This is a genomic window from Egibacteraceae bacterium, assembly GCA_040905805.1.
Taxonomy (GTDB): domain Bacteria; phylum Actinomycetota; class Nitriliruptoria; order Euzebyales; family Egibacteraceae; genus DATLGH01.
The window spans coordinates 16,604-38,593 of the sequence record JBBDQS010000019.1 but is presented as its reverse complement, the minus strand read 5'-3'; the positions used below and the strand labels follow the sequence as shown (position 1 = coordinate 38,593).

Genomic DNA, 21,990 nt, shown 5'->3' with positions numbered 1-21,990 from the left:
CCCCCGGTCAGGTGGGCAGGGGCACGGTCGCGATTGCACGAACAGGCGGCGCAGCGGGGACCGGCCCCGTGGCCGGCGGGCTCGTGGGCGCCTAGCATCGCGGCCATGACCCGCACGCCGCACGACGGAGAGGCGCCGGCCGTCGGCGCGCCGATCATGGCGGCGGTGCGCACCGCGCTCGAGGGGCGCATGCCCGACCACCGCGCGGCGTTGGAGGACCTGGTGCGCATCCCCAGCGTGAGCGCGCCCGGCTTCGACCCGGCGGCGGTGCGCCGCAGCGCGGAGGCCACCCGGGACCTCCTGGCCGCGACCGGGCTCGAGCAGGCGCACCTGCTGGAGGTGGACGGCGCCCACCCGGCGGTCTACGCCGAGTGGTGCCATGCCGGCCCCGACGCCCCCACGGTGCTGTGCTACGCCCACCACGACGTCCAGCCGCCCGGAGACCCGGAGGCCTGGTCCTCCGCCCCGTTCGAGCCCGCGGAGCGCGGCGGACGGCTGTACGGGCGCGGCAGCGCGGACGACAAGGCGGGCGTGCTGGTGCACGTCGCCGCTGTCGACGCGTGGCTGCGCGTCCACGGCCGACTGCCGGTCAACCTGAAGGTGATCGTCGAGGGCGAGGAGGAGACCGGCAGCGAGCATCTCCCCGGCCTGCTGGAGCGGTACGGCGACCTCCTGCGGGCCGACATCATGATCCTGACCGACACCGTGAACTGGAAGGTCGGGGTCCCGTCCATCACCTACGCGCTGCGCGGGCTGGTCGATGCCGAGATCACCGTTCGCGGCCTGGACCACCCCCTGCACTCGGGCATGTACGGCGGGCCGGTCCCCGACCCCGTCACCGGCCTGGTCAAGGCGCTGGCCGGCCTCACCGATGCCGCGGGGGCGGTGGCCATCCCCGGCTTCACCGCCGACGCCCGCCGACCGAGCGCGCAGGAGCGTGCGCGCCTGGACGCCCTGGCGTTCGACACGGCCACCTTCCGGGCGGAGGCGGGCGTGCTGGATGGCGTCGCACTGGTCGGCGACCCCGACGCGAGCGTCCTTGAACGCCTGTGGTTGCAGCCCGCCGCGACGATCATCGGGCTCGACGCCGCCCCCGTCGACGGCTCGTCGAACTCGATCACGCCGGTGGCCCGCGCCCGCGTGAGCGTGCGCCTGGCCCCGGGCCAGGACCCGGCGCGGGCCAGGGACGTCCTGTGCCGCTGGCTGGAGGAGAGCGTGCCGTGGGGCCTGCACGCGCAGGTGACACCGGGAGCCGCGGCCGGGCCGTTCGTCGTCGACCCCGACGGCGAGCACCGTGGGGTCTTCACCGCCGCGGAACGGGCGCTTTACGCCGCCTACGGCCATCCGGCCGCCTACGTCGGCGTGGGCGGCAGCATCCCGTTCGTCGAGCCGTTCTCGGCGGCGTTCGGCGGCGCGCCCGCCCTGCTGCTCGGCGTCGAGGACCCTGACACGCGCGCGCACGGCATCGACGAGTCCCTGCACCTGGACGACTGGCGCGCGGCGTGTCTCGCGGAGGCGTACCTGTTCGCCGAGCTCCCGGGGGCGCGGCCGTGAGCCCGCGCAGCGAGTACGACGCGGCCTACTTCACGATGCTGCGGGCGGTGGAGGAACGCGACGCGCTCCTGCGGTACCGGGAGTACCTGCACGCCGAGCGCGCACGCGTCGATGCGTTCGCCGAGGGCACCCGCGACGCCGCTGCGGGCGTGCACCGCCGGGTCCGACGCACCATCGAGCGCACCGATCGCCCGTTGCTCGAGGAGCTCGGCCGCCGACGCACCGTGGTGCTCGACGAGCTCGCCCGCATCGACGAACGGATCGACGCGGCGCAGGCGTTCGTCACGGAGTGCGAGGACGAGGTTGCGAGCCTGCGAACCTAAGGTGGTGGCACCGCCAAGCAGGGCGCACGGTTTGGCTACACCAAGGTGCGCGGCTACCACCCGCTGCTGGCGACGCTGGTGGGCACCGGGGAAGTGCTGCACGCGCGCATGCGTGGCGGCAACGCCGGCTCCGCGCGCTGGGCGGGCACGTTCATCCGTGAGACGCTTTGTCGGGTCCGTGACGCCGGCGCCACCGGCGCGCTGACGGTGCGCGCCGACGCGGCGTTCTACTCGCGGGCGTTCATCGCCGGCTGCGCCGCCCACGACGCGCGCTTCTCGGTCACCGTCAAGCTGCTCAAGCCCATCAAGCAGGCTGTCGCATGATGCAGCTCTTCGCTGTCTGGTGTGGGGTGCGAGGTATTCGATCGCGTCGTGACGGTCGTCTGCCGGCTGTGACCGCAGACGTTGACCGCGCCACCGCTGTGCGCCCTGGCCCCGGTGGCCGCGGTGCGCGCAGCGACGCCGGCAAAGTGTCCGCGCTGCGCCCGCTACACGCCGCCCACGGGTCCGTGCGACTCCGACGGGTCCACACGGGCGGCACCCCGGGCGGCCAGGGCGCCACGACGTGCTCCCCGTCCGCCAGCAGGCGTACGGGGACAGCAGACGGGGCCACGCGGGGCGCGCGGCGCTGCTGGTCGGCCCATTCTGCGACAGCCTGCAAGGAGGACTGTGCAGCGATCACCATGCGATCACGTGTCCCATGACGGTGTGACACTGTCGGGCATGACCACCGCGACCCGGCAACGTTACTTCGGTCCAGGCCCTAACCTAACCGTCCTGCGCTGCGACGGCGGCGCCCAGAAGGGCTTGCACGGGCGGGTGCAGGCTGCCGTTGGTGCTCAGCACCGCCCCATCGGGGTCGGCCAGCGCTGGTCCGCCGTCCCAGGCCGTGAGGCGCCCACCGGCCTCCGTGACGATGCACTCCAGCGCGGCGATGTCCCACGGCTTGAGGTCGCGTTCCAGGGCCACATCGCCCATGCCGCCGGCCACCAGCAGGTGCATCCAGAAGTCCCCGAAGCCGCGGGTGCGCCAGCAGGCGTCGGACAGCCGGCCGAGCAGCTCCCAGTACGCCGGCGACTGCCGGAACCAGTCCAACCCGCCGTGCAGGACGTGCGCCTCGTCCAGCATGGCGACCGTCGACACCGTCGCGGGCCGGCCGTTGCGGCGGGTCCCGTGGCCCTCCGCGGCGTCCCAGCGCTCCCCCATCGCCGGCGCGCTTGCCACGCCCACGAGCGGGCGCCCACCCTCCACCACCGCGATCAGCGTCGCGAACACCGGCACCCCGCGCAGGTAGTTCGCCGTGGCGTCGATGGGGTCGATGACCCATGTGGGGGTCTGCGGGTCGATCGCCCCGCCCTGCTCCTCCCCAAGGACCGTATGCGCGGGGTAGGCGGCGGCGATCTGCTCCCGCAGTGCGGACTCGACGGCACGGTCCGCCTCGGTCACCGGTGAGCCGTCCGCCTTGATGTCGGCGGGCACCGCGCCGCCGAACCGGGCCAGGGTCAGCTCGTCGGCGACGTCGGCGAGCTCCATGGCGAAGCCGAGCAGGCCGGTCACCTCCACCGCCACGCGGCCGGCCCTAGGTGTCGGTGACGAGCGAGTCGAAGCGCAGGACCAGGTCGTTGGGCTGGACCGTGAGGCTGACCTCGTCGCGCGGCGCCCACAGCGGGATGCACGGGCCCTGGCCGGCGTGGCCGCACAGGCAGACCACGAGGCCGCCCTTGGGGTTCATCCCCACCAGCTGGCGGGCGTAGGACAGCAGCTCGGTCATGGTGGCGCCGCCACCGGTGCGCCGCCAGTAGGCCATGGCCCAGCGGGACTCCGGCCGGCCGAACACCGCGAGCGCCGAGCCCGGCGACAGGCGTGCCACGGTGGGCAGGGTGCGCTGGCCCTTCAGGATCTTGTCCTGCTTCGCCGCCTTGCCGATGCGCGCCGCCGCGGTCGGCTCCGCGAGCTGCCCGGGCAGGTCGGAGAGGTCGTAGTTGCCGGCGGCCTGGGCGGCCTTCTGGCGCTCCACGGACACCTGGTAGACCTGCGCGTTCTTCGTCGTCACGATCTCCCGATCCCTCCCGGCGTCTGCGCGCCGGGCAGTACGTGCAGGCGCACAAGATCCCGGCTGCGCCAAGGCCGTCTGGATGCAGTGTAGCGAGGCGGCGGCGCCCCGCAGCCCCGCCTCGGCGACCGCGCGGCGTAGCGAGGGACCCGAGGCTGGTGGTCCCGACGGGATTCGAACCCGCGTGAACAGCTTGAAAGGCTGCCATCCTGGGCCGCTAGATGACGGGACCTGGCGCCAAGCCTAGCGGCTGCGGGCCGGTTCTCCCCGGCCCGGCTCACGGCTGGCCGCCGGCGGTGCGCTGCGCCGTGGCGTCCGGGGCGCGCCCGTCCACAGCAGCCACACCAGGCCGGCGACGCCGAGGCCCATGGCGGCCGGGCCGACGAGGTCACCGGTCCGGGTGAACGCCGTGGTCCCGTCCACCAGGGGCAGGTCGGCGCGGATGATCGCCTGCTCGAACAGGCCGGTCTGCTGGCTGACCCGCCCCTGCGGGTCGACGACCGCGGAGATGCCGTTGAGCCCGGCGTGGACGACCCAGCGTCCGGACTCCACCGCCCGCATCTGGCTGAAGGCGAGGTGCTGGCGGCTGGCCGGCGTCAGCCCGAAGCTCGCGTTGTTGGTCGACACGACCAAGAGCTCGGCCCCGGCACGGACCTGGCTGCGCGTGAGCGCGGGGAAGGTGTTCTCGAAGCAGATGACGGTGGCCACGCGGGCACCGGCGACCGTGAAGACGCCCGGGTCCGCACCGGCCGAGAAATCGCCGGCCCGCTCCAGCGCCGGCACCCACTCGAGGTGCTCCCGGAACGGGACGAACTCGCCGAAGGGCACCAGCGAGCGTTTGGCATAGACGTCGCGCACCGTCCCGTCCGGTGCGAGCTCGGCCATGGTGTTGAACTGCCGGCCCGCCTCGGTGCGCAGCATGCCGGCCAGCAGGGGCGTGCCGTCCAGCGCGTCGAGCGCCCGGTGCACCAAGGCGGTCACCTCGGGTCGCGTGCCGGCGGTCGGGTCGGCGTCCAGGGCGTTCTCGGGCCAGACCACCACGTCCGGCAGCCCCGCGCGATCCGCGGCCAGCTGCTCGGTCAGGGCGGTCATGCGCTCGGCCACCTCGACGACGCTGTCGCGGGCCAGCGATCGCGTGTCGGAGATGTCGTTGCCCTGCACCGCGGCGAGATCCAGGCTGCGACCCGTCGGCGCCGGCGGGTCGCCGCCGCGCAGCACCCCGGCGGCCAGGATCACCAGGACCCCAAGCAGGGGGGTGCGCGCCGCCGCAAAGGCGGCCTCGCCGAACGCGCGGGTCGGGGGGCCGGCGGCGCGCAGGGCTCGGAGGCGATGGATGGCCTCCTCGACGGCGGCGGCGACGCCGGCACACGCGGCGCTCACGCCGAGCACGCCCAGGGTGCGCGCGATGGGCAGGAGCAGACCGCCGCCGTGTTGGGTGTAGCCGAGCACCCCCCACGGGAACCCGCCCCACGGGGCCATGCTGCGCAGGGCCTCGAGAGCCACCCACCAGACCACGGCGGCCACCGGACGCCACGGCCGGTCACCCCACGCGGCCATCCCGGCGACGAACCCCGCCACGGCCGCGGACTGCGACAGGACCAGCAGGGGCAGGGCGACCGGCTCGACGACGGCGATCCAGTAGAGCAGCGGGGTGAAGAACGCCGCCGCGGCCAGCATCCCCCAGCCCAGACCGGCGCGCACGGCCCGCTCGCCGCCCGCGCAGTCGCGGGCCAGCACCAGCAGCGGTGCGAGAGCCACCAGGCCGAGCGGGCCGAGCCCCAGCGGCGGGTGCCCGGCGTACAGCAGGACGCCTCCGCTGACCGCCAGCAGCGCGCGGCGAAGCCCGGGGTTCACCGGAGCCGCATCAGACGCAGTCGAAGCAGAGCCGACGCTGCTCGTCGGCGAGCTGTGCCCGGCGCTTGACCAGGAAGCACGAACGGCAGGTGAACTCGTCCGCGCCGATGAGCGCCGGCCGCACGCTCAGACCGGTGCGGGATTCTGCGGCGATCCGCCCCAGGTCATCCTCGTCGAGCACCTTCTCCCGGGCGAGCAGGACGTCGAGGGACTCCTCGGCGTCGTCGGTCTCCTCGTCGCCCTCGTCCTCGTCCTCCTCCTCGGTGGGGGGGTCGTCGACCTCCTCGTCGTCCTCGGCGCTCGTGCCCGCGTCGTCATCGTCGTCGTCGGCGTCATCGACGTCATCGACCTCGATGGAGACATCGTCGAGGTCCGACAGCTCGTCGAGGTCGACATCGCCGTCGACCTCGTCGTCGACCTCGTCGTCGACGCCGTCCTCGACGCCGTCCTCGACGCTCATGTCGTCGTCATGGAACTCGGCGGTGGACACCGACGTCTCCTCCCTGGTCTGGCGCGCCGCGTCTCGCCGCATGAGCGGCTTTATAGGGGCTGGCCGTGCTGGGCGCAACGCCCTGATCGGTTGGGACGTTCCCATGCGGGGAGAAAATCGCACGTGGCTCCGGAGCATCGCTGCTCCGGAGCCACGGTGAGGCGGGCCTGCCGTTGGCACCACGCGCGTGCCGGCTGGGCCGGCGCGCGAGTTCTCTACTGAGCCTGCCCTTCCTCCCGTTGTGCGAACGTCCGGTGGCAGGGCGACGCTTGAACGCTGCCCCGTTCCACCTTGGCCGTCCAACCCGCGGGTAACGGGTTGAGGCGTCCGGAGACTATGGTCCCCGCGGCGGGCGCGTCAACCGGGGACGCCGCTGACGAAAAGGTCTCTGACCAGGGTGTTCGTGACGAACGTGCAGGTCAGGATCATTGCAGATTTCTCGCCGTCCGCGCGCCGTCCGCGCGCCGTCCGCACGGCCGGGTTGGCGGCGAGCCCGCGTCGTCACGCCGGGTGGCTGACGCCGAGCGCCCCGTGCACGACCCTGCCCGCGACGACCGTCGCGAGGCAGGTAAGGTCCCGGGGGTCCTCGACGGCCAACGGGTCATCACCCCACACGGCGAAGTCGGCGCGGGCGCCGGTGCACAGCGCCCCGACCGCGTCCTGACCCGCGGCGTACCGCCCGCCGAGGGTGTGGGCCGCCAGTGCCTGTCGGCGGCTCAACCCGCACGCCCCCTGATGGTGGGTGGCGGCCTGCACCGCCGCCCACGGGTCCAGGGGGGTCACCGGCGCGTCCGAGCCGAGGGCCATCGGCACGCCGGCGGCGGCGAACCACGCCAGGGGGTTGGTCTGACACGCCGCAGCGGGGCCGAACCGCCGTGCGTAGAGCCCGTCGGGCCCACCCCAGAGGGCGTCGAAGGCCGGTTGCACGCTGACCACGGCACCGACGTCCCGCAGTCGGGTGACCAGCTCGGGTGAGATCATCTCGGCGTGCTCGATGCGGTGTCGGCAGGCGTGGACGGCGTCCGCGCCGATGGCCGCGGCCGCGGCCTCCAGGGCCCGGACGGCCTGGTCGACGGCCCGGTCACCGATGGCGTGCACGGCCCCGCCCCGGCCCGCCCGGGTCGCCGTGGTGAAGAAGGCGGCAACCGCCTCGTCGGCGTGGAAGAGCCGGCCGGGCTCGCCGCCGTCGGCGTATCCGTCGAAGACCGCGGCGGTGTGGGAGCCGATGGAACCGTCCAGGAACAGGTCGCCGCCGGGGCGCAGGTCCCGCGGCCCGTCGAGCTGGGCCCACCAGGTATGCACCTCCACCGGCCAGTCCCCGGTGGCCCACACCCGGGCGTCGGCGAGGCCGGAGATGCCCGGGTGGCCCATCTCGTGGAGGCCGCCGATGCCGAGCGAGGCCGCCCGCCGGCACGTCGCCCGCCGTGCGGCGTCCAGCTGCGCATCGGGCAGCCGCGCCATCAGCCGCCGCCTCGCGGCCTCACAGGCCTGCTCGCGCAGCAAGCCGGTCGGTCGCCCGTCGGCGTCGCGGTCGACCCCCGCCAGACCGTCGAGGGGCAGCCGCGCCAACGTGGCGGGATCCACCACGCAGCTGTGGCCGTCGATGCGGGCGAGCAGCACGGCCCGGCTGCCCGTCACGGCCGTGATGTCCGCGGCGCTCGGGGGGCGCTGCTCCGGCCACCCCTCGTCGTCCCATGCGAAGCCGAGCACCACCTCCTCGGTGCCTGCCGCGGCGTGGCGCCCCAGGCGCTCGAGGCACTCGGCGAGGCTGGCCGCACCGCGCAGGTCCAGGCCGGTCAGGGCCAGTCCCGCGGCGGTGCCGTGCACGTGGGCGTCGACGAAGCTCGGGCAGACCCAGGCGGCTCCCAGGTCCACCTCGTGCTCGTGGGGCGGCGCGGCCCGGGCGCTCGGGCCCACCCAGAGGATCTGGTCGCCGGCCAGCAGCATGGCCCGCCGGCCCGAGGGGCTCGCGGGATCCAAGGTGTGGATGCCGGCCGCGACCACCAGGGTGGTCTCCGGGACCGGCGGGGGGCTCACAGCTCCTCGCGGCGGTAGGCCGTCGACAACGAGTCCGCGTACTCGTTCCAGCGGGCGCCGCTGTGGGCGGCGATCCATGCGAGGGTGATCTCGGGGCGGGCCTGCGCCCGCTCGTACAGCTGCTGGACGAGGTCGAGGTTGGCGATGGGACCGCTCTTGCGGGTCCAGCCGCGTCGCGCCCAGCCGGCGGCCCACGTGGTGATCGTGTCCACGCACAGCTTGCTGTCGGTGTACACCGTCATGGCCACCCCCGGGGGGACGAGATCGTAGCCCGCGATCAGCGCGGTCAGCTCCATGCGGTTGTTGGTGGTGTCGGGATCGCTGCCGTGGGCCTGGTCGACGACCTCGCCGTCGACCACGTACACCGCACCCCACCCGCCCGGCCCCGGGTTCGGTTGGGCGCTGCCGTCGGTGAACACGCCGTCGGACGGCCCGTCGGAGTACTTCGCGAGCACCTGGGCGATGGTGAGGTTCTCCTCCCCCGCCCCGCCCGACCGCCGCGCGGCGGCGGGACGCTTCCGCGCCGTCGCACCGCCGGACCGGCCGCCGTGGCAGGCGCGGCACCGGTCGGGCTCCCACCCGGGATACTGCTCACGGACGCGGGCAGGCAGGGTGAAGGACGCGCCGCAGGACGTGCAGGTGAAGGCCATCGGGCCCACAGGGTACCGGCCCTGGCTACCGGGCCGCCTGCGCCCCGGCGACCAGCAGCGGGCTCGCGAACGTGAAGAGGATGAGCACGACCGTCCAGATCGTCCGCCGTCGCCCGGGAGGCTCGCCGGCCACCAGGTCCAGGCAGGCGGCCAGCAGCAGCCAGGCGCTGGCCAGGAGCGATCCGGCGACCAGGCCGATGGCCACCACCACCACGCCCGCGCTCCCGTCCCCGCCGGCGCGGATGACCAGGGTGAGCCCCACCGCGGCGAGCGCCACCCAGAGCCCCACCCCGGCGGTCAGGGCTCGGCGGACGGTCGTGCGGTCGCGGTCGCGGTCGCGGTCGGGGGAGGCCACCGGCTACCCGCGGAGGAGGTCGCGGGCGATCACCATGCGCTGGATCTGGTTGGTGCCCTCGACGATCTGCAGGACCTTGGCCTCGCGCATGAGCCGCTCGACCGGGTACTCGGTGGTGTAGCCGTACCCGCCGAAGACCTGCACCGCGTCGGTGGTGACGGCCATGGCCGTGTCGCTGGCGACCAGCTTGGCCATGGCGGCCAGGCGGCGGTGGTCCTGCCCGGCGTCGCGGCGGGCCGCGCCGGCCCGGTACAGCGCCCGGGCTGCCTCGATCCCCGCGGCCATGTCGGCGAGCAGGAACCCCACGCCCTGGAACTCGCCGATGGGCCGGCCGAACTGCTCGCGCTGGCGGGCGTAGGCCACGGCGTGGTCCAGCGCGCACTGGGCGAGGCCGACCGAGCAGGCGGCGATGCCCAGCCGACCGCCCTCAAGCGCGCGCATCGCGATGCGGAAGCCGTCGCCTTCCCCTCCGAGCAGGTTGCGCGCGGGCACCCGCGCGCCGTCGAAGACGACCTGGCCGGTGGGCGAGGCACGCAACCCCATCTTGTGCTCCGGTGGCGGGAAGCTCACCCCCCGGGTGGTGGCCGGGACGAGCAGGGCGCTGATGCCACCGGTCTTGTCCTCGCCCGTGCGGCACATGAGCACGTACACGTCGGCGGTCCCGGAATGGCTCACCCACGCCTTGGTCCCGTCGACCACGTAGTCGTCCCCGTCCCGACGCGCGCTGGTGACCAGCGCCGCGGCGTCCGAGCCGCTGCCCGGCTCGGACAGGCAGTACGCCCCCAGCCACTCCCCCGTCGCCAGGCGCGGGACGACCTCGGCCGCCACCTCCGGCGCCGCGTACGCCTCCACCGCCCACGTCGCCAGGGCGTGCACCGACAGCCCGAGACCCACGGTCAGCCACGCCCGGCTCAGCTCCTCGGCCACCTGCAGGGCGATGCCGCTGGGCTGGCCGCCGCCACCACCGTGCTCCTCGGCCACGGGCAGCCCCATCAGCCCGAGCTCGCCGAGCTGGGCGAACACGTCGCGGGGGAAGCGGCCGGCGGCCTCGTCGGCGGACGCCCGCGGCTGGAGCTCGGCGGTCGCGTAGGACCGCACGACGTCGAGCAGCGCCCGGTGCTCGGTGTCCGGGTGCTCGGGGCTCACGGTGTCGGGTCGCGTCGGGCCATGAGCAGGCGGCGGGCCTGGTAGCCCGCGGCCTCCAGGAACGCGACCCCGGCCGGGTTGTCCGCGGCCACCGACACCTCGACCACGGGGATGCGCGCCCCGGTGGCCCAGCGCTCGATCTCGGCCAGCAGGCGCCGGCCCACCCCGGCCCGCCGGTGACCCGCCCGCACGAAGAAGGGGCCCAGCACGAGCCCCTCGGGGCTCAGCGTGCCTGCCGCGTAGCCCATGGGGTCGCCCTCGGGTGATGTCGCCATCCAGAACAGCGCGCCGGTGGGCAGCGGGGGCTCGAGCGTGGTGCCCATCTGCTGGGCGTCGCGCCGGTACTCGGCCGCCAGCGGCTGCACCTCCTCGATGCGCGCACGGCTGACCTGCGGCGTGGTCTCGGCGGTCATATCCGCACCGGGGCCCGCTCGAGGCGGTTGAGGTTCTCGCACCCGTCGGGGGTGACCACCACGATGTCCTCGATGCGCATGCCGAACCGCCCCGGCAGGTAGACCCCCGGTTCCACGGAGAACGCCATCCCGGACTCGAGTTCGAGGTCGTTGCCGGCGACGATGTAGGGGTCCTCGTGCTCCTCCAGCCCGATGCCGTGGCCGGTGCGGTGCACGAACGCCGGCCCGTACCCGGCTGCCTCGAGCGGCTCGCGGGCCGCCGCGTCGATCTCCGCCGCCGTCTGGCCGGGACGAACCGCCTCCACCGCCGCGCGCTGGGCCGCCTCCAGCGCCTGGTGGGCGTCGGCGTAGCCTTCGGGGGCCGAGCCCACCACGTAGTTGCGGGTGCAGTCCGAGCAGTACCCGTCCAAGGTGCCGCCGATGTCCACCACCACCGCGTCGCCGTCGGCCAGGCGACGCGGCCCGGTCTCGTGGTGCGGCGACGCCCCGTTCGGCCCGGACGCCACGATCACGAAGTTCACCGCCTGGTGTCCCTCGGCGAGGATCCGCTCGCCGATGTCGCGGCCCACCTCCCTCTCGGTGCGGCCGGGCCGCAATAGCGCCGCCACATCGGTGTGCACCCGATCGATGGCCTGTCCGGCCCGCCGCAGGGCGTCCACCTCCGCCGGCGCCTTGCGCATCCGCAGCTCGCGGGTGACCGACGACGCCCGGATCCACGTGGCTGCGGGGACCGCGGCCTGCAACCCCAACAGGAACGTCGACCAGAGGCGATCCCCCGCGCCGAGACGGGGGCCCGTGCCGATGCCGTCGAGCGCAGCGGCGGCGACCGCGAAGGGATCGTCGGTCTCGGAGAAGTCGACGACGGTGACCGCGTCGGGCAGCCCGGCGTCCTCGGCGCGGGGCCGCTCGAGGGCGGGCACGACCAGGGTGTGCACGCCGTCGGCCCGCGCCACCAGCAGTGTGAGCCGCTCCAGGGGCAGCGCGTGGTAGGCGGTCAGGTAGCGCAGGTCCGCGCCGGGCCCGAGCAGCAGCGCGTCCACCCCCATCGATCGCATGGTGGCCTCGGCCCGCTGCAGCGTCGTCGTGCCCATAGTGCGAGATCCTAGTGAGCCGCGCGCCCGTCTGCTGCCAGGCGCACGCCCCCGGCACGGGTAGGGTGCAAAGCATGCTCCGCGCGTTCTCGGCCGCCACCCGCGAGGCCAACCTCGACCGCCTCGGCGACCGCGGCTATGACCTGCTCGTGATCGGCGGGGGGATCACCGGGGCGGGCATCGCCCTGGACGCCGCGGCGCGCGGGCTGCGGGTGGGGCTGGTGGAGCGCGACGACCTCGCTGCGGGCACCTCGTCGCGGTCGTCGAGCCTGGTGCACGGTGGCCTGCGCTACCTGGCCCAGGCGATGTTCGGCCTGACCCGCGAGAGCGCGGTGGAGCGCGACCTCCTGCGGCGGCTGGCGCCCCACCTCGTCCGGCCGCTGCCGTTCGTGGTGCCCGACACCGGCCGCTGGCGCAGCACCGCGCGTACCGGCCTCGGCATGTGGATCTACGACGGCCTCGCGTCCTTCCGCAACGTCGAGCGCCACCACCGCCTGCGCCCCGCCGAGGTCGCCGATCGCATCCCGGGCCTGGTGCAGGGCCTCGGCCAGGGCGGATACGAGTACCACGACTGCCGCACCGACGACGCGCGGCTGGTCCTGCAGGTCGCCCGCACCGCGCACCGCTTCGGGGCCGACATCGCGACCCGGGCGGAGGTCGTCGAGCTGCACCAGTCCGGCGGGCGCGTGACCGGGGCGACCGTGCGCGACCGCGTGGGCGGGCGCGAGGTGGCGGTGCGGGCCCGCCAGACCGTCTCCGCGACGGGGGTGTGGGCCGACCACCTGCGGTCGCTGGCCGACGATCCGGGCGGCGCCACCCTGGTCCCCTCCAAGGGGGTGCACCTGGTGTTCCCGGCCGCAGACGTGCGGGTCACCGCTGCGGCGCTGATCCCGTCGACGGCCGGGGACGGGCGGATGGTCTTCGTGCTGCCGTGGGAGGAGTGCGTGGTCGTCGGCACCACCGACGAGGCCTACGGGGGACCGCTCGACGCCCCCACCGTCAGCGCGGCCGACGCGGCGTACCTCAGCGACGCCGTCAATGCGGCGTTCGGCACCGACCTCGGACCTCGCGACGCGGTCGGCGCCTGGGCGGGTCTGCGACCGTTGCTGGTCTCGGAGGCGCACCTGCCCATGGACTCCGAGACCCTGTCGCGACGCCACGCCGTGGTGGCGGGCCCGGAGGGGCTGCTCACCATCACGGGCGGCAAGCTGACGACCTACCGGGCCATGGCCGCGGAGGTTGTCGACCGTGTCGCCGCCACCCTCGGTGGCGCCGCGGCGGGCTCCCGCGGGCACAGCGACCGCATCCCCCTGGGGCTGCGGGGACGGGTGGACGCTGCCGGTGCGCGCACCGCGGGCGTCCTGGGTGCCCTCGGCCTCGACCCGGGCCTGGCGGGGCCGCTGGTCGAGCGTCACGGCGACCAGGCCGTGGAGGTGGCCGAGCTGGCGGCCACGACGCCGGATGGCGCGGATGCCCTGGTCCCGGGCCTGCCCTACCTGCGGGCGGAGGCGCGCTGGGCCGTCGAGCAGGAGATGGCCCTGTCGGTGGACGATGTCCTCGACCGGCGCACCCGGGTGTCGCTGCGTGACCCCGCGGGCGGCGGTCGAGCCGCCGACGCGGTGGCCGCCGTCCTGGCCGACGTCCTCGGGTGGACGGCGGGGGAGGCGGCCGCGAGCGTCGCCGCCTACCGCGACCGCATCGCCGCCGAGCGCGGGGTGGTGCCCCTGCGCGCCGCCGCCCCGGCCGCGCCCGCGAGGCCACCGCGCCGGTCAGGCGGCCCGGCCGCCTGACTCGAGAATCGCTCCGAGCTTGCGAGGGCGATTCTCCGCATCGGCGTCAGATCTTGAGGCGCAGCGCCCGATGCAGCAGCGAGAAGCGCGCGGGCGTGGTCCCGAGCAGCTCGCCGTCCGCCTCGACCAGCAGCGGGGTGTCGGGGGCGATGGCGACCGTCTGGGCCATGCGCTCGACGATCTCGGGGTGGGGGACGTGCTCGCCGCGGAAGATCTTGGACGTGAGCAGGAACACCTGGCTGCGCTGCCCGGTGAAGACCTGGACGTTGAACCGGTTGTCGTCCGGCAGGGCGCGCGGTGCGACCTTCATCCCCCCGCCGAAGAACTGGCCGTTGGCCACCACGAGCTCCACCACGGCGAGGGTCTTCTCCTCCGTGCCGATCGTGACGGTGGTCTCCTGGCGCTCCAAGGCGGCGATCGCGCTCCACGAGGCCAGCAGGTAGCGCAGCCGGCCGATGAAGCGAGGGAACCGCGCCGCGCGCCGCACGACCTCCGCGCCGTAGCCGACCTCCGCGATGTTCACGAAGATCCGCGCCTGCGGCTCCCCGTCCGCGTCGACGAAGCCGACCACGCCGAGGTCGATCGGCATGACCTGATCGGTGGCCAGGCGCTTGGCGAGGATCTCCGGCTTGCGGTCCAGCCCGAAGGTGCGCGCGAAGTCGCATCCCGACCCGGCCGACACCACGGCCAGGACCGCGTCGGGTGCCACCGGACGGGGCTCGGGCGCGCCCCCGTCGCCGGGGGACACCCACTCCACCATGCCGTTGGCGACCTCGTGCACGGTGCCGTCCCCACCGACCGCCGCGAGGTAGCGCACCCCGTCGGCCAGCGCGTCGCGCGCGGCCTGTGTGGCATGGCCGGCGGCGGTGGTCCGGACCAGGTCGAACTCCACCCCCAGGGCCGCCAGATGCTCGGTCAGCGTCGTCAGGGTCGTCCCGACGGCGCCGCGGCCCGCACCCATGTTGGCGATCAGCCGCAGGGGCCCGAACGTGTGGCTCATCGTGACATCACCGGTTCTCCGTCGTCGAGGCGGCTGGCGAGCCAGCCGGCGAGGTCGTGGGCGTCGAGGCCGGCGGCGCGCAACCGGTCGGTCGCCGTGGGGCAGGCGGTGACCACCGGGCCGTCGGCACCCGACAGCGCGCCCCGCAGGCCGGCGGCGCAGCCCGCCAGGATCCGCTCGGCACCGGCGGGGTCGGTCTCGGCATAGCCCATGCCGCCACCGGCGCAGCGGGCGTGCTGGCGGGTGTGGGCCGGCTCGACGAGCGGCGTCCCGGCCGCCCGCAGGACCGCCCGGGGCTCGTTGTAGACGCCCATCCCCCGTCCGAGCCAGCACGTATCGTGCCAGGCGACGGGGCGCGATGCTGCGGGCGTGGTCCGGGCTGCCAACCCGTCGAGCCGGTCGGCCAGGAACACCGCGAGCGGCACCACCCGCTCGTCGTCGTGGTCGATGCGCAGCCACCGGGCGCAGTGGGGATCGGCCACGACGATCGTCCCCGCGCGCTCCAGGTGCCGGCCGAGCGCCGCGGCCTCGGTGAGGCCGCGCTCGGCGTGCCCGACGTCCACGGTGCGGGCCCCGCAGCAGGTGGCGTCGGCCACGACGTCATAGGGGTGGCCCAGGGCGGCCAGCACCGCTGCCAGCGCCGCCCCGCCGGCCGAGCGGCAGCCCGGGTAGACCACGGTGGCCGCACCCGGCTGCGCGCCGGCCAGCAGCTCGGGAGCGGGCGCGCAGGCCCGGCCGGCGCCCGCCTCCACGCCCGGCGGTGCGAGGCCCGCCGCGACCACCTCGGCGCGGGCGGCGCGGACGTGGGTCGGCAGGTCCAGGCCCGGCAGGCACACCCCGCCGCATGACCGGCAGCCCGTGCACCCGTACACGGCGGCGGCAGTCGCGGCGGTGACCGCCCCGTCCTGCGCGGCGGCGGTGATGGCCCGGTTGATGCCCCAGGGGGTGACCGACTCCCTGCCCGTGGCGGTCGCCACCGGGCAGGCGAACCGGCACAGCTTGGCGTTGTACGAGCAGTGCTCGGCGTGGGCTCGGATGTCCGCGATCGTTGGGAGTCGGGGCCGGGTCATCCGGTCCCCCCGAGACCCAGCCCCAACTTGCCGGGGTTGGCGATCCCCGCCGGGTCGAGCGCGGCCTTCACCCGCCGCAGCAGCGTCATGCCGCCCTCGCCGAGCTCCTCGGCCAGCCAGGGCGCCCGCACCAGGCCCACACCGTGGTGGTGGGTGATGGTCGCGCCGGACCGCACCGCCGCGTCCAGGCCGCCCGCCCAGGCAGCGTCGTAGCGGGCCGCCACGGCGGCCTCGTCGCCCTGCCCGGCGGCGCCGAAGGTGAAGTACAGCGCCGCCCCGTCGGGGTAGGCGTGGCTGGCGTGGCAGAGCACCAGGTCGCTGTGCGCTGCCAGCGCCGTGCGGACCGCCTCGTAGGTCGCGCGGAGGCGAGCCCAGGGGGCGGCGACCTCGAAGGTGTCGACCGCCACGGCGTCGCCGAACACGCCACCGGGCTTGATGAGGTCGGCCAGCCGATAGCTGACGTCGTAGCGGTGGGTGTGCCAGTGGCGCCCCGGCGCCTCCCCGAGGTCCTCGCCGCCGTGCGCGCCGACCGTGGCCCGCACGGTGCGATCCTCCAACGCGACGAGGTCCGACCAGCCCTCGCAGACCACGACCAGCAGGCAGCCGTCTGAGACGTGAATCGCCGGAGCTTGCGGAGGCGATTCTCTGCTGTGCCGGGTGTGGCGGTCGCGCAGCGACCGTCCTGGAGGTGCCTCGACCTGGTCGGCGTGGTTCATCTGCGTCTCGGTCGGGTCGTACAGGCGCAGGACGGCTGGTCGCAGCCCGGTGCGCAGCAGGTCGCGCAGCACCGCGAGACCGCTCGTGAAGGACGGCATGCGGTAGCCGGCGAAGGCCATCGCCTCCGGCTTGGGATGCACGCGCAGGGTGAGCTCGGTGATCAAGCCGAGTGTGCCCTCGGACCCGAGCAACAGCCCGGTCAGGTCAGGCCCCGCCGCTGACGCGGGCTGCGCCCGACGGCGCAGCACCGTGCCGTCGGGCAGGACCGCCTCCAGACCGGCCACCATCACCGCGAACGGCCCGTACTTGGTGGACAGCTGCCCGGCCGACCGGACAGCGGCGAAGCCGCCCACGCTGGACAAGGTGATCGAGCTCGGGAAGTGGCCGAGCGTGTAGCCACGCGGACCGAGCCACTCCTCCAGGTTCTGCCCGATGACGCCCGGTTGCACCACGACGTACCCGGACTCCTCGTCGAGCTCCAGCACCCGGTTCAGCCGCTTGGTGTCGACCGCGATGCCGCCCTCGACCGGTGCGGCGCCACCGACGACCCCGCCCCCGCCGCCGAACGGCACGACCGCCACGCCCCGGCGCGTGGCCCACGCGTAGAGCGCGGACGCGCCGGGGGTGCCGGTCGGCCACACGACCGCCGCCGGTCGCGGCAGGACCTCGCCGGCGCGCTCGCGCATCATGAGGCGGGGCCAGCAGTCACGGGCGTGGGCGGCGAGCTCACCCGCCTCGGTGCTCACCTGCGCGGCCCCGACCAGGCCAGTGAGCTCGGTGAGGAGCTCGGCGTCAACCGTGCGCATGCTGGCGCATGCTAGCGGCGCGGCTACAGACCGCTGTAGGCGATGACCCCGCGGACCAGGGAGCGGGCGGCCTGGTGCGCGGTCGACACGACCGGCGTGTGGTCGGTGTCCCGCAGCTGCCGCAGCAGGTCGCCGACCTGCTTGGTGTCGCGCACGAAGTCCCCCGGGGTGAGGTCGGAGGTCCCGAGCGCCTCGTCGAGGTCGGCGCCGTGTGCCCACCGCCACACGATGTCGGCGAAGGCCGGGTCCGGCGGGCGGGTCTGGGGCAGGGACGCGGCCTCCTCCCGGGCGACCACCTCCTTCCACACCCTCACGACCTGCTCGAACGCGGCCTCGACCCCGGCGGTCGGCAGCGAGGGCTCGGGTGGCTCCTTCAGCCGGCTCTCGTGCACGAACGTGCTGGCGACGGCGGCCAGCTCGGGCCCGTCGAGGACGTCCAGGACGCCCCGGCGCAGCACCTCGGCCAGCACCAGGTCCGTGTCGGCGTACAGCCCCGCGAGCAGGACCCCTGGGCCGGTGGGCTCGGGGTCGAGGTCGTCGTCGGTGAGGTAGCCGAGGTCGGTGAGGACCCCGATGATGCGGTCCAGCCGGCGGACCAGGGAGCCGGTGCGCTGGCGGACCCGCTGCTCGACGCGCTCGGTGTCGGCGGCGAGCTCGTCGTAGCGATGGGCCCACACCTCGACGTCGGGCAGCGCGGGATCGTGGTGGACCGGATGGTCGCGGATCGCTGCCCGCAGCTCGGCGATGCGCTCCCGGGTGGCCTCGTCGGGTGCCCCGACCGCGGGTCTGGGCGGCCCAGCCGAGGGCGCCTCGATACGGCGCAGCTGGTTCGCGAGCTCCTTGCGGTAGTCGCTCTGCCGGGGCCCACCGCCGCGCGGGAGGGTCACCCAGCCGGCCTTGCGGGGCGGCCGCTCGAACTCGCGGGGCCCGAGCCGGACCAGCTTGCGGTCGTGGGTGACGGCGCCCACCAGGGGCGTGCCCGAGCGGCTGGTGGTGCGGGACACGATCGCCGCCAGGCCGGGATCGTCGTCGGCGTCTGGGAGCACGATGACGTCGCCCTCACGCAGGGACGCCAGGCCGGCCTCGACCGTCTCCCCTTGACGCCGCCGCCGCCGCCGGGCGCCCTCGCTCTCCCGGTGGGACAGCTCCTGGCGCAGGGACCAGTACTCGGCGAAGTTGCCTGCCTCCGAACGCAGGTTCTGGGCGTATCCCGCCAGCGCCTCGCGGTTGCGGGCGAGCAGGGCCTCGTCGCCGACGACTCCCCCGTCGGCCTGGAACTGCGCGAACGAGCGCGCCAGGAGGCCCTCGGCCTCGACCCGGGTGTGGCGGCGCAGGAGGTTGACCGCCATGTTGTAGGAGGGAGCGAAGCTGGACCGCAGCGGCTCGACGCGCCGCCCGACGAGGGACGCGACCGCCGGGAAGTCCACGTCGCGCTGGTAGAGCACGACCGCATGACCGACGGGGTCGAGCCCCCGCCGCCCGGCCCTGCCGGTGAGCTGGGTGAACTGGCCGGGGGTCAGCAGCGCGTGGCGTTGCCCGTTCCACTTCTCCAGTCGCTCCACCACGACGGTGCGGGCCGGCATGTTGATCCCGAGCGCGAGGGTCTCGGTCGCGAAGCAAACCTTGACGAGGCCCTGCACGAACAACCGCTCGACGGTCTCCTTGAACACCGGCACCATGCCCGCGTGGTGCGCGGCGACGCCCCGTTCGAGCGCGTGGGACCAGGCGTCGAACCCGAGCACGTCGAGGTCCTCGGGGGGCAGGCCGGCGGTGCGCTCCGCCACGATCTCGCGGATCGCCTCGGCCTCCGGGGGGGTGGTCAGCCGCACACCGTCGCGCACCAGCTGGCCGACGGCGTCGGAGCAGCCGGCCCGCGAGAACAGGAAGTAGATCGCCGGCAGCCACGTGCGGCGGCGCAGCTCGACCGCGACCGCGCTGCGCCGCGGGGGTCGCAGGCGGACCCCGGTGTGCTGGCGGTAGCCCTTGCGCGACGGCCGCCCGCTGCTCCCTGACCGGCGCTCCAGCATGAGCACCTCCGGGTTGGGCGTCCCGCCGCGGGCCTGCTTGGCGGCGGCGACCCGTTCCGCCGAGGGGGTCTTGCCGCCCTTCTTGCCCGCCCGGAAGATGGGGTAGATGCGGTTGTTGACCGCGTAGTGGTGCTCGAGCGGCACCGGCCGGACCTCGGAGATGACCACGTCGCAGGACTCCCGCACGGAGAGCAGCCACGCCCCGAACTCCTCGGCGTTGGACACGGTGGCCGACAGGCACGCCAGCTGCACGCTGAGCGGCAGCTGGATGATGACCTCCTCCCAGACCGCCCCGCGGGCCCGGTCGCCCAGATAGTGCACCTCGTCCAGGACGACCGCGTGCAGGCCCACGAGCGTCGAGGACCCCTCGTAGAGCATGTTGCGCAGCACCTCGGTGGTCATGACGACCACCGGCGCCTCGCCGTTCACGACGTTGTCGCCGGTGAGCAGCCCGACGGCGTCCGCGCCGTGCCGGCGGCAGAGGTCGGCGTACTTCTGGTTCGACAGCGCCTTGATCGGCGTGGTGTAGAAGCACTTGCCACCGCGCTCCAGGGCCCGCCACACGGCGTACTCGCCCACCACGGTCTTGCCGGCCCCGGTCGGCGCGGCGATCAGGCACGAGCGATCCTCCGCCAGGGCCGTGATCCCCGCCAGCTGGAAGTCGTCCAGCGGGAAGCCGTACGCCCGGGCGAACGCCGCGTACGGCTCCGTGTGCAGACCGTCGGGGGAGGTCACGCCGGGTCGAGCACGTCCTGGCGCCGGCGGCGCTCGATGAGCCGGGCCACCAGGATGGAGATCTCGTAGAACAGCACGAGCGGAGCGGCCATCACGAACAGCGTGAAGGGGTCCTGGGTGGGGGTGATGATGGCTGCGGCCACGAACGCTCCGAAGATCGCGTGCCGTCGCCACCGGCGCAGGCCCTCGGTGCCCACGACGCCCATGAGCGCCAGCATGATCAGGATCAGCGGGAACTCGAACGCGATCCCGAAGCTCACCATGACCTGGAGCATGAAGCCCAGGTAGGCGTCCGCGTCGAGCAGCGCGACGACGTCGTCGCCGGCGAGGCCCAGCAGGAACTCCAGGCCCCGGGGGATGACCACGTAGCTGAAGACCGCGCCACCGATGAACAGCAGCTGGCTGATGACCAGGAACGGAAGGGCGTACTTGCGCTCCACCGCCTCCAGCCCCGGCGTCACGAACCGCCAGATCTGGTAGCACACATAGGGAGCCGCGATCACGACCGCGACCACCGCGGCGGCCTTCAGGCTGAGGAAGAACATCGCCAGCGGCTCGGTCACGATCAGCTGGCAGCGATCGGCGTCGAACAGGGTGGAACCGGCGCGCAGGGCGGGATCGAGCTCGCAGTACGGGCGGATCAGCACCGCGAACACGTCGTGGCGGAAGACGAAGCCGACCGCGAAGCCGAGCGCGATGGCCAGCGCCGACTTGAACAGGCGGCCGCGCAGCTCGTTCAGGTGCTCGAAGAGCGTCATCTCGCCGACGGCAGGCGGTGCGCTGTCACCCCCCGCGTCGCGTGGCGTCGCGGTCGTTGCCATGGATGGGACCGACTACTGCTCGCTCTTGGGGCGGGAGTCCTGGCCCACCTGCTCCGGGTCCGGGTCCGGCGTGGAGGTCTCGGACCCCGCGTCCCTGCTCTCGGCGATGCCCTTCTTGAAGTTCTTGATGCTCTGGCCGACGGAGCTGCCGAGCTCGGGCAGCTTCCGGGCCCCGAAGAGCAAGACGAGCACGACCACGATCACGATGAGCTCGGGCATGCCGGGTGGGGTGATCGCGACGACGGTGTTCATGGGGACTCCCCGAGCGTGTGGATGCGACTGGTGGCGGCCATCACCGACCAGTGTATGCCGCGGCGCCCTCCGACCGCAGGGACCTGTTCTCCCTGCTCAGCGCACCCGAGGCTCAGCGATCCCCGCCGCGGGCGCTGAAGGCCTCGAGCTCCGCGGCCGTCACCGCGGCTTCCTGGGTGAGCTCGTCGACCAGGGGGCGCAGCTGGGTCATCGTCTCGCCGACCGTGCCGGCCAGCCGCCGGCTGGCGGACACCACCTGGAAGGTCGCGAGGACGGCCGCGGCGCACGCCATGACCGCACACGCCAGGGCCAGGATGACGAAGACGGACATGACCCGAGCGTAGCGCCCGCTACGGGTGCACGAGGTCCAGGAGGTCGTCGAACCACGCGTCGGTGGCCAGCAGGGCGTGCAGGTCGAGCAGGTCGTCGTAGGTCAGCGGCGGGTCCTGCGACTGCGGGGCCGCGACCGCGACGACCCGGGACACACCGGCCGACACCAGCAGGCGCACGACGCGCTCGTCGGCTTCCTTGCGCACCAGCCCCTGGCAGCCGGGGCAGCCGAAGGCGTAGAACGACCCCTGGCCTGCGTCGGGCCCGGGGTGCAGCTCGATGTCGTCGGGGGTGAGGTCGACCTCGCCGCAGGTCGGACAGTTGGTCTTGATGGTCGTCATGCTCCTCACCTTCCGCTGGTGAGCTCGGGTTGCGTGCGGTCACGTGATGTCTCGGCCCCCGCAGGCAGGAACTTGAGCGCGCCCCTTGCAACGATGCACATCTCAGCATCCAGGGCGGTCGCTTCGCGACCGCCA

21 protein-coding genes, 1 tRNA gene and 1 pseudogene are annotated in these 21,990 nt (G+C 74.3%); 4 read left to right on the top strand and 19 right to left on the bottom strand.

All coding sequences use genetic code 11. The annotated features are described in order from the left end of the window. The first annotated feature begins 105 nt into the window (after nt 1-105). The 3 genes and pseudogenes from WD250_03670 (at nt 106) to WD250_03660 (ending at nt 2,201) form a co-directional block, all read left to right on the top strand. Complete coding sequence (locus tag WD250_03670; protein MEX2619296.1) at nt 106-1,554, top strand: M20/M25/M40 family metallo-hydrolase; 1,449 nt, start codon at nt 106-108, stop codon at nt 1,552-1,554. Continuing rightward, nucleotides 1,551-1,877 carry a hypothetical protein gene (locus WD250_03665; GenBank protein MEX2619295.1) on the top strand — a complete coding sequence of 109 codons (327 nt, stop codon included), beginning with the start codon at nt 1,551-1,553 and terminating at the stop codon, nt 1,875-1,877. Before WD250_03670 ends, WD250_03665 begins: the two co-directional genes overlap by 4 nt. Before the next feature lie 27 nt (nt 1,878-1,904). After that, nucleotides 1,905-2,201: pseudogene (locus WD250_03660) on the top strand (transposase). A gap of 444 nt (nt 2,202-2,645) precedes the next feature. On the opposite strand, the gene WD250_03655 reads toward WD250_03660, so the two are convergent. The 11 genes from WD250_03655 to WD250_03605 all read right to left on the bottom strand — a co-directional run bounded on the left by WD250_03655 (nt 2,646) and on the right by WD250_03605 (nt 11,966). Beyond that, nucleotides 2,646-3,446, bottom strand: a complete 801-nt coding sequence (locus WD250_03655) for an inositol monophosphatase family protein (protein MEX2619294.1) — start codon at nt 3,444-3,446, stop codon at nt 2,646-2,648. Between the two features lie 10 nt (nt 3,447-3,456). Continuing rightward, a complete protein-coding gene (locus tag WD250_03650; GenBank protein ID MEX2619293.1) occupies nt 3,457-3,930 on the bottom strand; it encodes a hypothetical protein in 474 nt (157 codons plus the stop codon). 156 nt (nt 3,931-4,086) lie between these two features. Next, nucleotides 4,087-4,162 (bottom strand) — tRNA-Glu (locus WD250_03645). 11 nt (nt 4,163-4,173) lie between these two features. Continuing rightward, complete coding sequence (gene lnt / locus WD250_03640; GenBank protein ID MEX2619292.1) at nt 4,174-5,784, bottom strand: apolipoprotein N-acyltransferase; 1,611 nt, start codon at nt 5,782-5,784, stop codon at nt 4,174-4,176. Nucleotides 5,785-5,794: 10 nt separating this feature from the next. After that, a complete protein-coding gene (locus WD250_03635; GenBank protein ID MEX2619291.1) occupies nt 5,795-6,274 on the bottom strand; it encodes a hypothetical protein in 480 nt (159 codons plus the stop codon). A gap of 501 nt (nt 6,275-6,775) precedes the next feature. Further along, on the bottom strand, nt 6,776-8,311 hold the full coding sequence (locus WD250_03630) for an amidohydrolase family protein (protein MEX2619290.1): 1,536 nt from the start codon (nt 8,309-8,311) through the stop codon (nt 6,776-6,778). Next, nucleotides 8,308-8,961, bottom strand: coding sequence for a ribonuclease H (locus WD250_03625; protein MEX2619289.1), 654 nt, complete (start codon nt 8,959-8,961; stop codon nt 8,308-8,310). The genes WD250_03630 and WD250_03625 overlap by 4 nt, the downstream gene beginning before the upstream one ends. Nucleotides 8,962-8,986: 25 nt before the next feature. Beyond that, on the bottom strand, nt 8,987-9,316 hold the full coding sequence (locus tag WD250_03620; protein ID MEX2619288.1) for a hypothetical protein: 330 nt from the start codon (nt 9,314-9,316) through the stop codon (nt 8,987-8,989). Nucleotides 9,317-9,319: 3 nt separating this feature from the next. Continuing rightward, complete coding sequence (locus WD250_03615; GenBank protein ID MEX2619287.1) at nt 9,320-10,462, bottom strand: acyl-CoA dehydrogenase family protein; 1,143 nt, start codon at nt 10,460-10,462, stop codon at nt 9,320-9,322. Beyond that, nucleotides 10,459-10,875, bottom strand: coding sequence for a GNAT family N-acetyltransferase (locus tag WD250_03610; protein MEX2619286.1), 417 nt, complete (start codon nt 10,873-10,875; stop codon nt 10,459-10,461). The genes WD250_03615 and WD250_03610 overlap by 4 nt, the downstream gene beginning before the upstream one ends. Next, nucleotides 10,872-11,966 (bottom strand): Xaa-Pro peptidase family protein, encoded by a 1,095-nt coding sequence (locus WD250_03605; GenBank protein MEX2619285.1) that lies wholly within the window; start codon nt 11,964-11,966, stop codon nt 10,872-10,874. The genes WD250_03610 and WD250_03605 overlap by 4 nt, the downstream gene beginning before the upstream one ends. 74 nt (nt 11,967-12,040) lie before the next feature. On the opposite strand from WD250_03605, the gene WD250_03600 reads away from it, so the two are divergent. Further along, a complete protein-coding gene (locus WD250_03600) occupies nt 12,041-13,756 on the top strand; it encodes a glycerol-3-phosphate dehydrogenase/oxidase (GenBank protein ID MEX2619284.1) in 1,716 nt (571 codons plus the stop codon). A gap of 46 nt (nt 13,757-13,802) precedes the next feature. Here WD250_03600 and WD250_03595 read toward each other — a convergent pair whose 3' ends face one another. The 8 genes from WD250_03595 to WD250_03560 form a co-directional block, all read right to left on the bottom strand. Continuing rightward, a complete protein-coding gene (locus WD250_03595) occupies nt 13,803-14,756 on the bottom strand; it encodes a diacylglycerol kinase family protein (GenBank protein MEX2619283.1) in 954 nt (317 codons plus the stop codon). Beyond that, the gene (locus tag WD250_03590) at nt 14,753-15,826 is read right to left on the bottom strand and encodes a (Fe-S)-binding protein (GenBank protein ID MEX2619282.1); all 1,074 of its coding nucleotides are present in this window, start codon (nt 15,824-15,826) and stop codon (nt 14,753-14,755) included. The genes WD250_03595 and WD250_03590 overlap by 4 nt, the downstream gene beginning before the upstream one ends. After that, nucleotides 15,823-17,349 carry an FAD-binding oxidoreductase gene (locus WD250_03585; protein ID MEX2619281.1) on the bottom strand — a complete coding sequence of 509 codons (1,527 nt, stop codon included), beginning with the start codon at nt 17,347-17,349 and terminating at the stop codon, nt 15,823-15,825. The genes WD250_03590 and WD250_03585 overlap by 4 nt, the downstream gene beginning before the upstream one ends. Before the next feature lie 23 nt (nt 17,350-17,372). Then, entirely contained in the window at nt 17,373-20,111 is a 2,739-nt protein-coding gene (locus WD250_03580) for a DEAD/DEAH box helicase (GenBank protein MEX2619280.1), read from the bottom strand. After that, entirely contained in the window at nt 20,108-20,932 is an 825-nt protein-coding gene (gene tatC / locus WD250_03575) for a twin-arginine translocase subunit TatC (protein ID MEX2619279.1), read from the bottom strand. The genes WD250_03580 and tatC overlap by 4 nt, the downstream gene beginning before the upstream one ends. Before the next feature lie 12 nt (nt 20,933-20,944). After that, nucleotides 20,945-21,184 carry a twin-arginine translocase TatA/TatE family subunit gene (tatA, locus tag WD250_03570; protein ID MEX2619278.1) on the bottom strand — a complete coding sequence of 80 codons (240 nt, stop codon included), beginning with the start codon at nt 21,182-21,184 and terminating at the stop codon, nt 20,945-20,947. Nucleotides 21,185-21,296: 112 nt separating this feature from the next. Next, complete coding sequence (locus WD250_03565; protein MEX2619277.1) at nt 21,297-21,515, bottom strand: hypothetical protein; 219 nt, start codon at nt 21,513-21,515, stop codon at nt 21,297-21,299. 19 nt (nt 21,516-21,534) lie between these two features. After that, on the bottom strand, nt 21,535-21,855 hold the full coding sequence (locus WD250_03560; GenBank protein ID MEX2619276.1) for a hypothetical protein: 321 nt from the start codon (nt 21,853-21,855) through the stop codon (nt 21,535-21,537). Nucleotides 21,856-21,990: the final 135 nt, after the last annotated feature.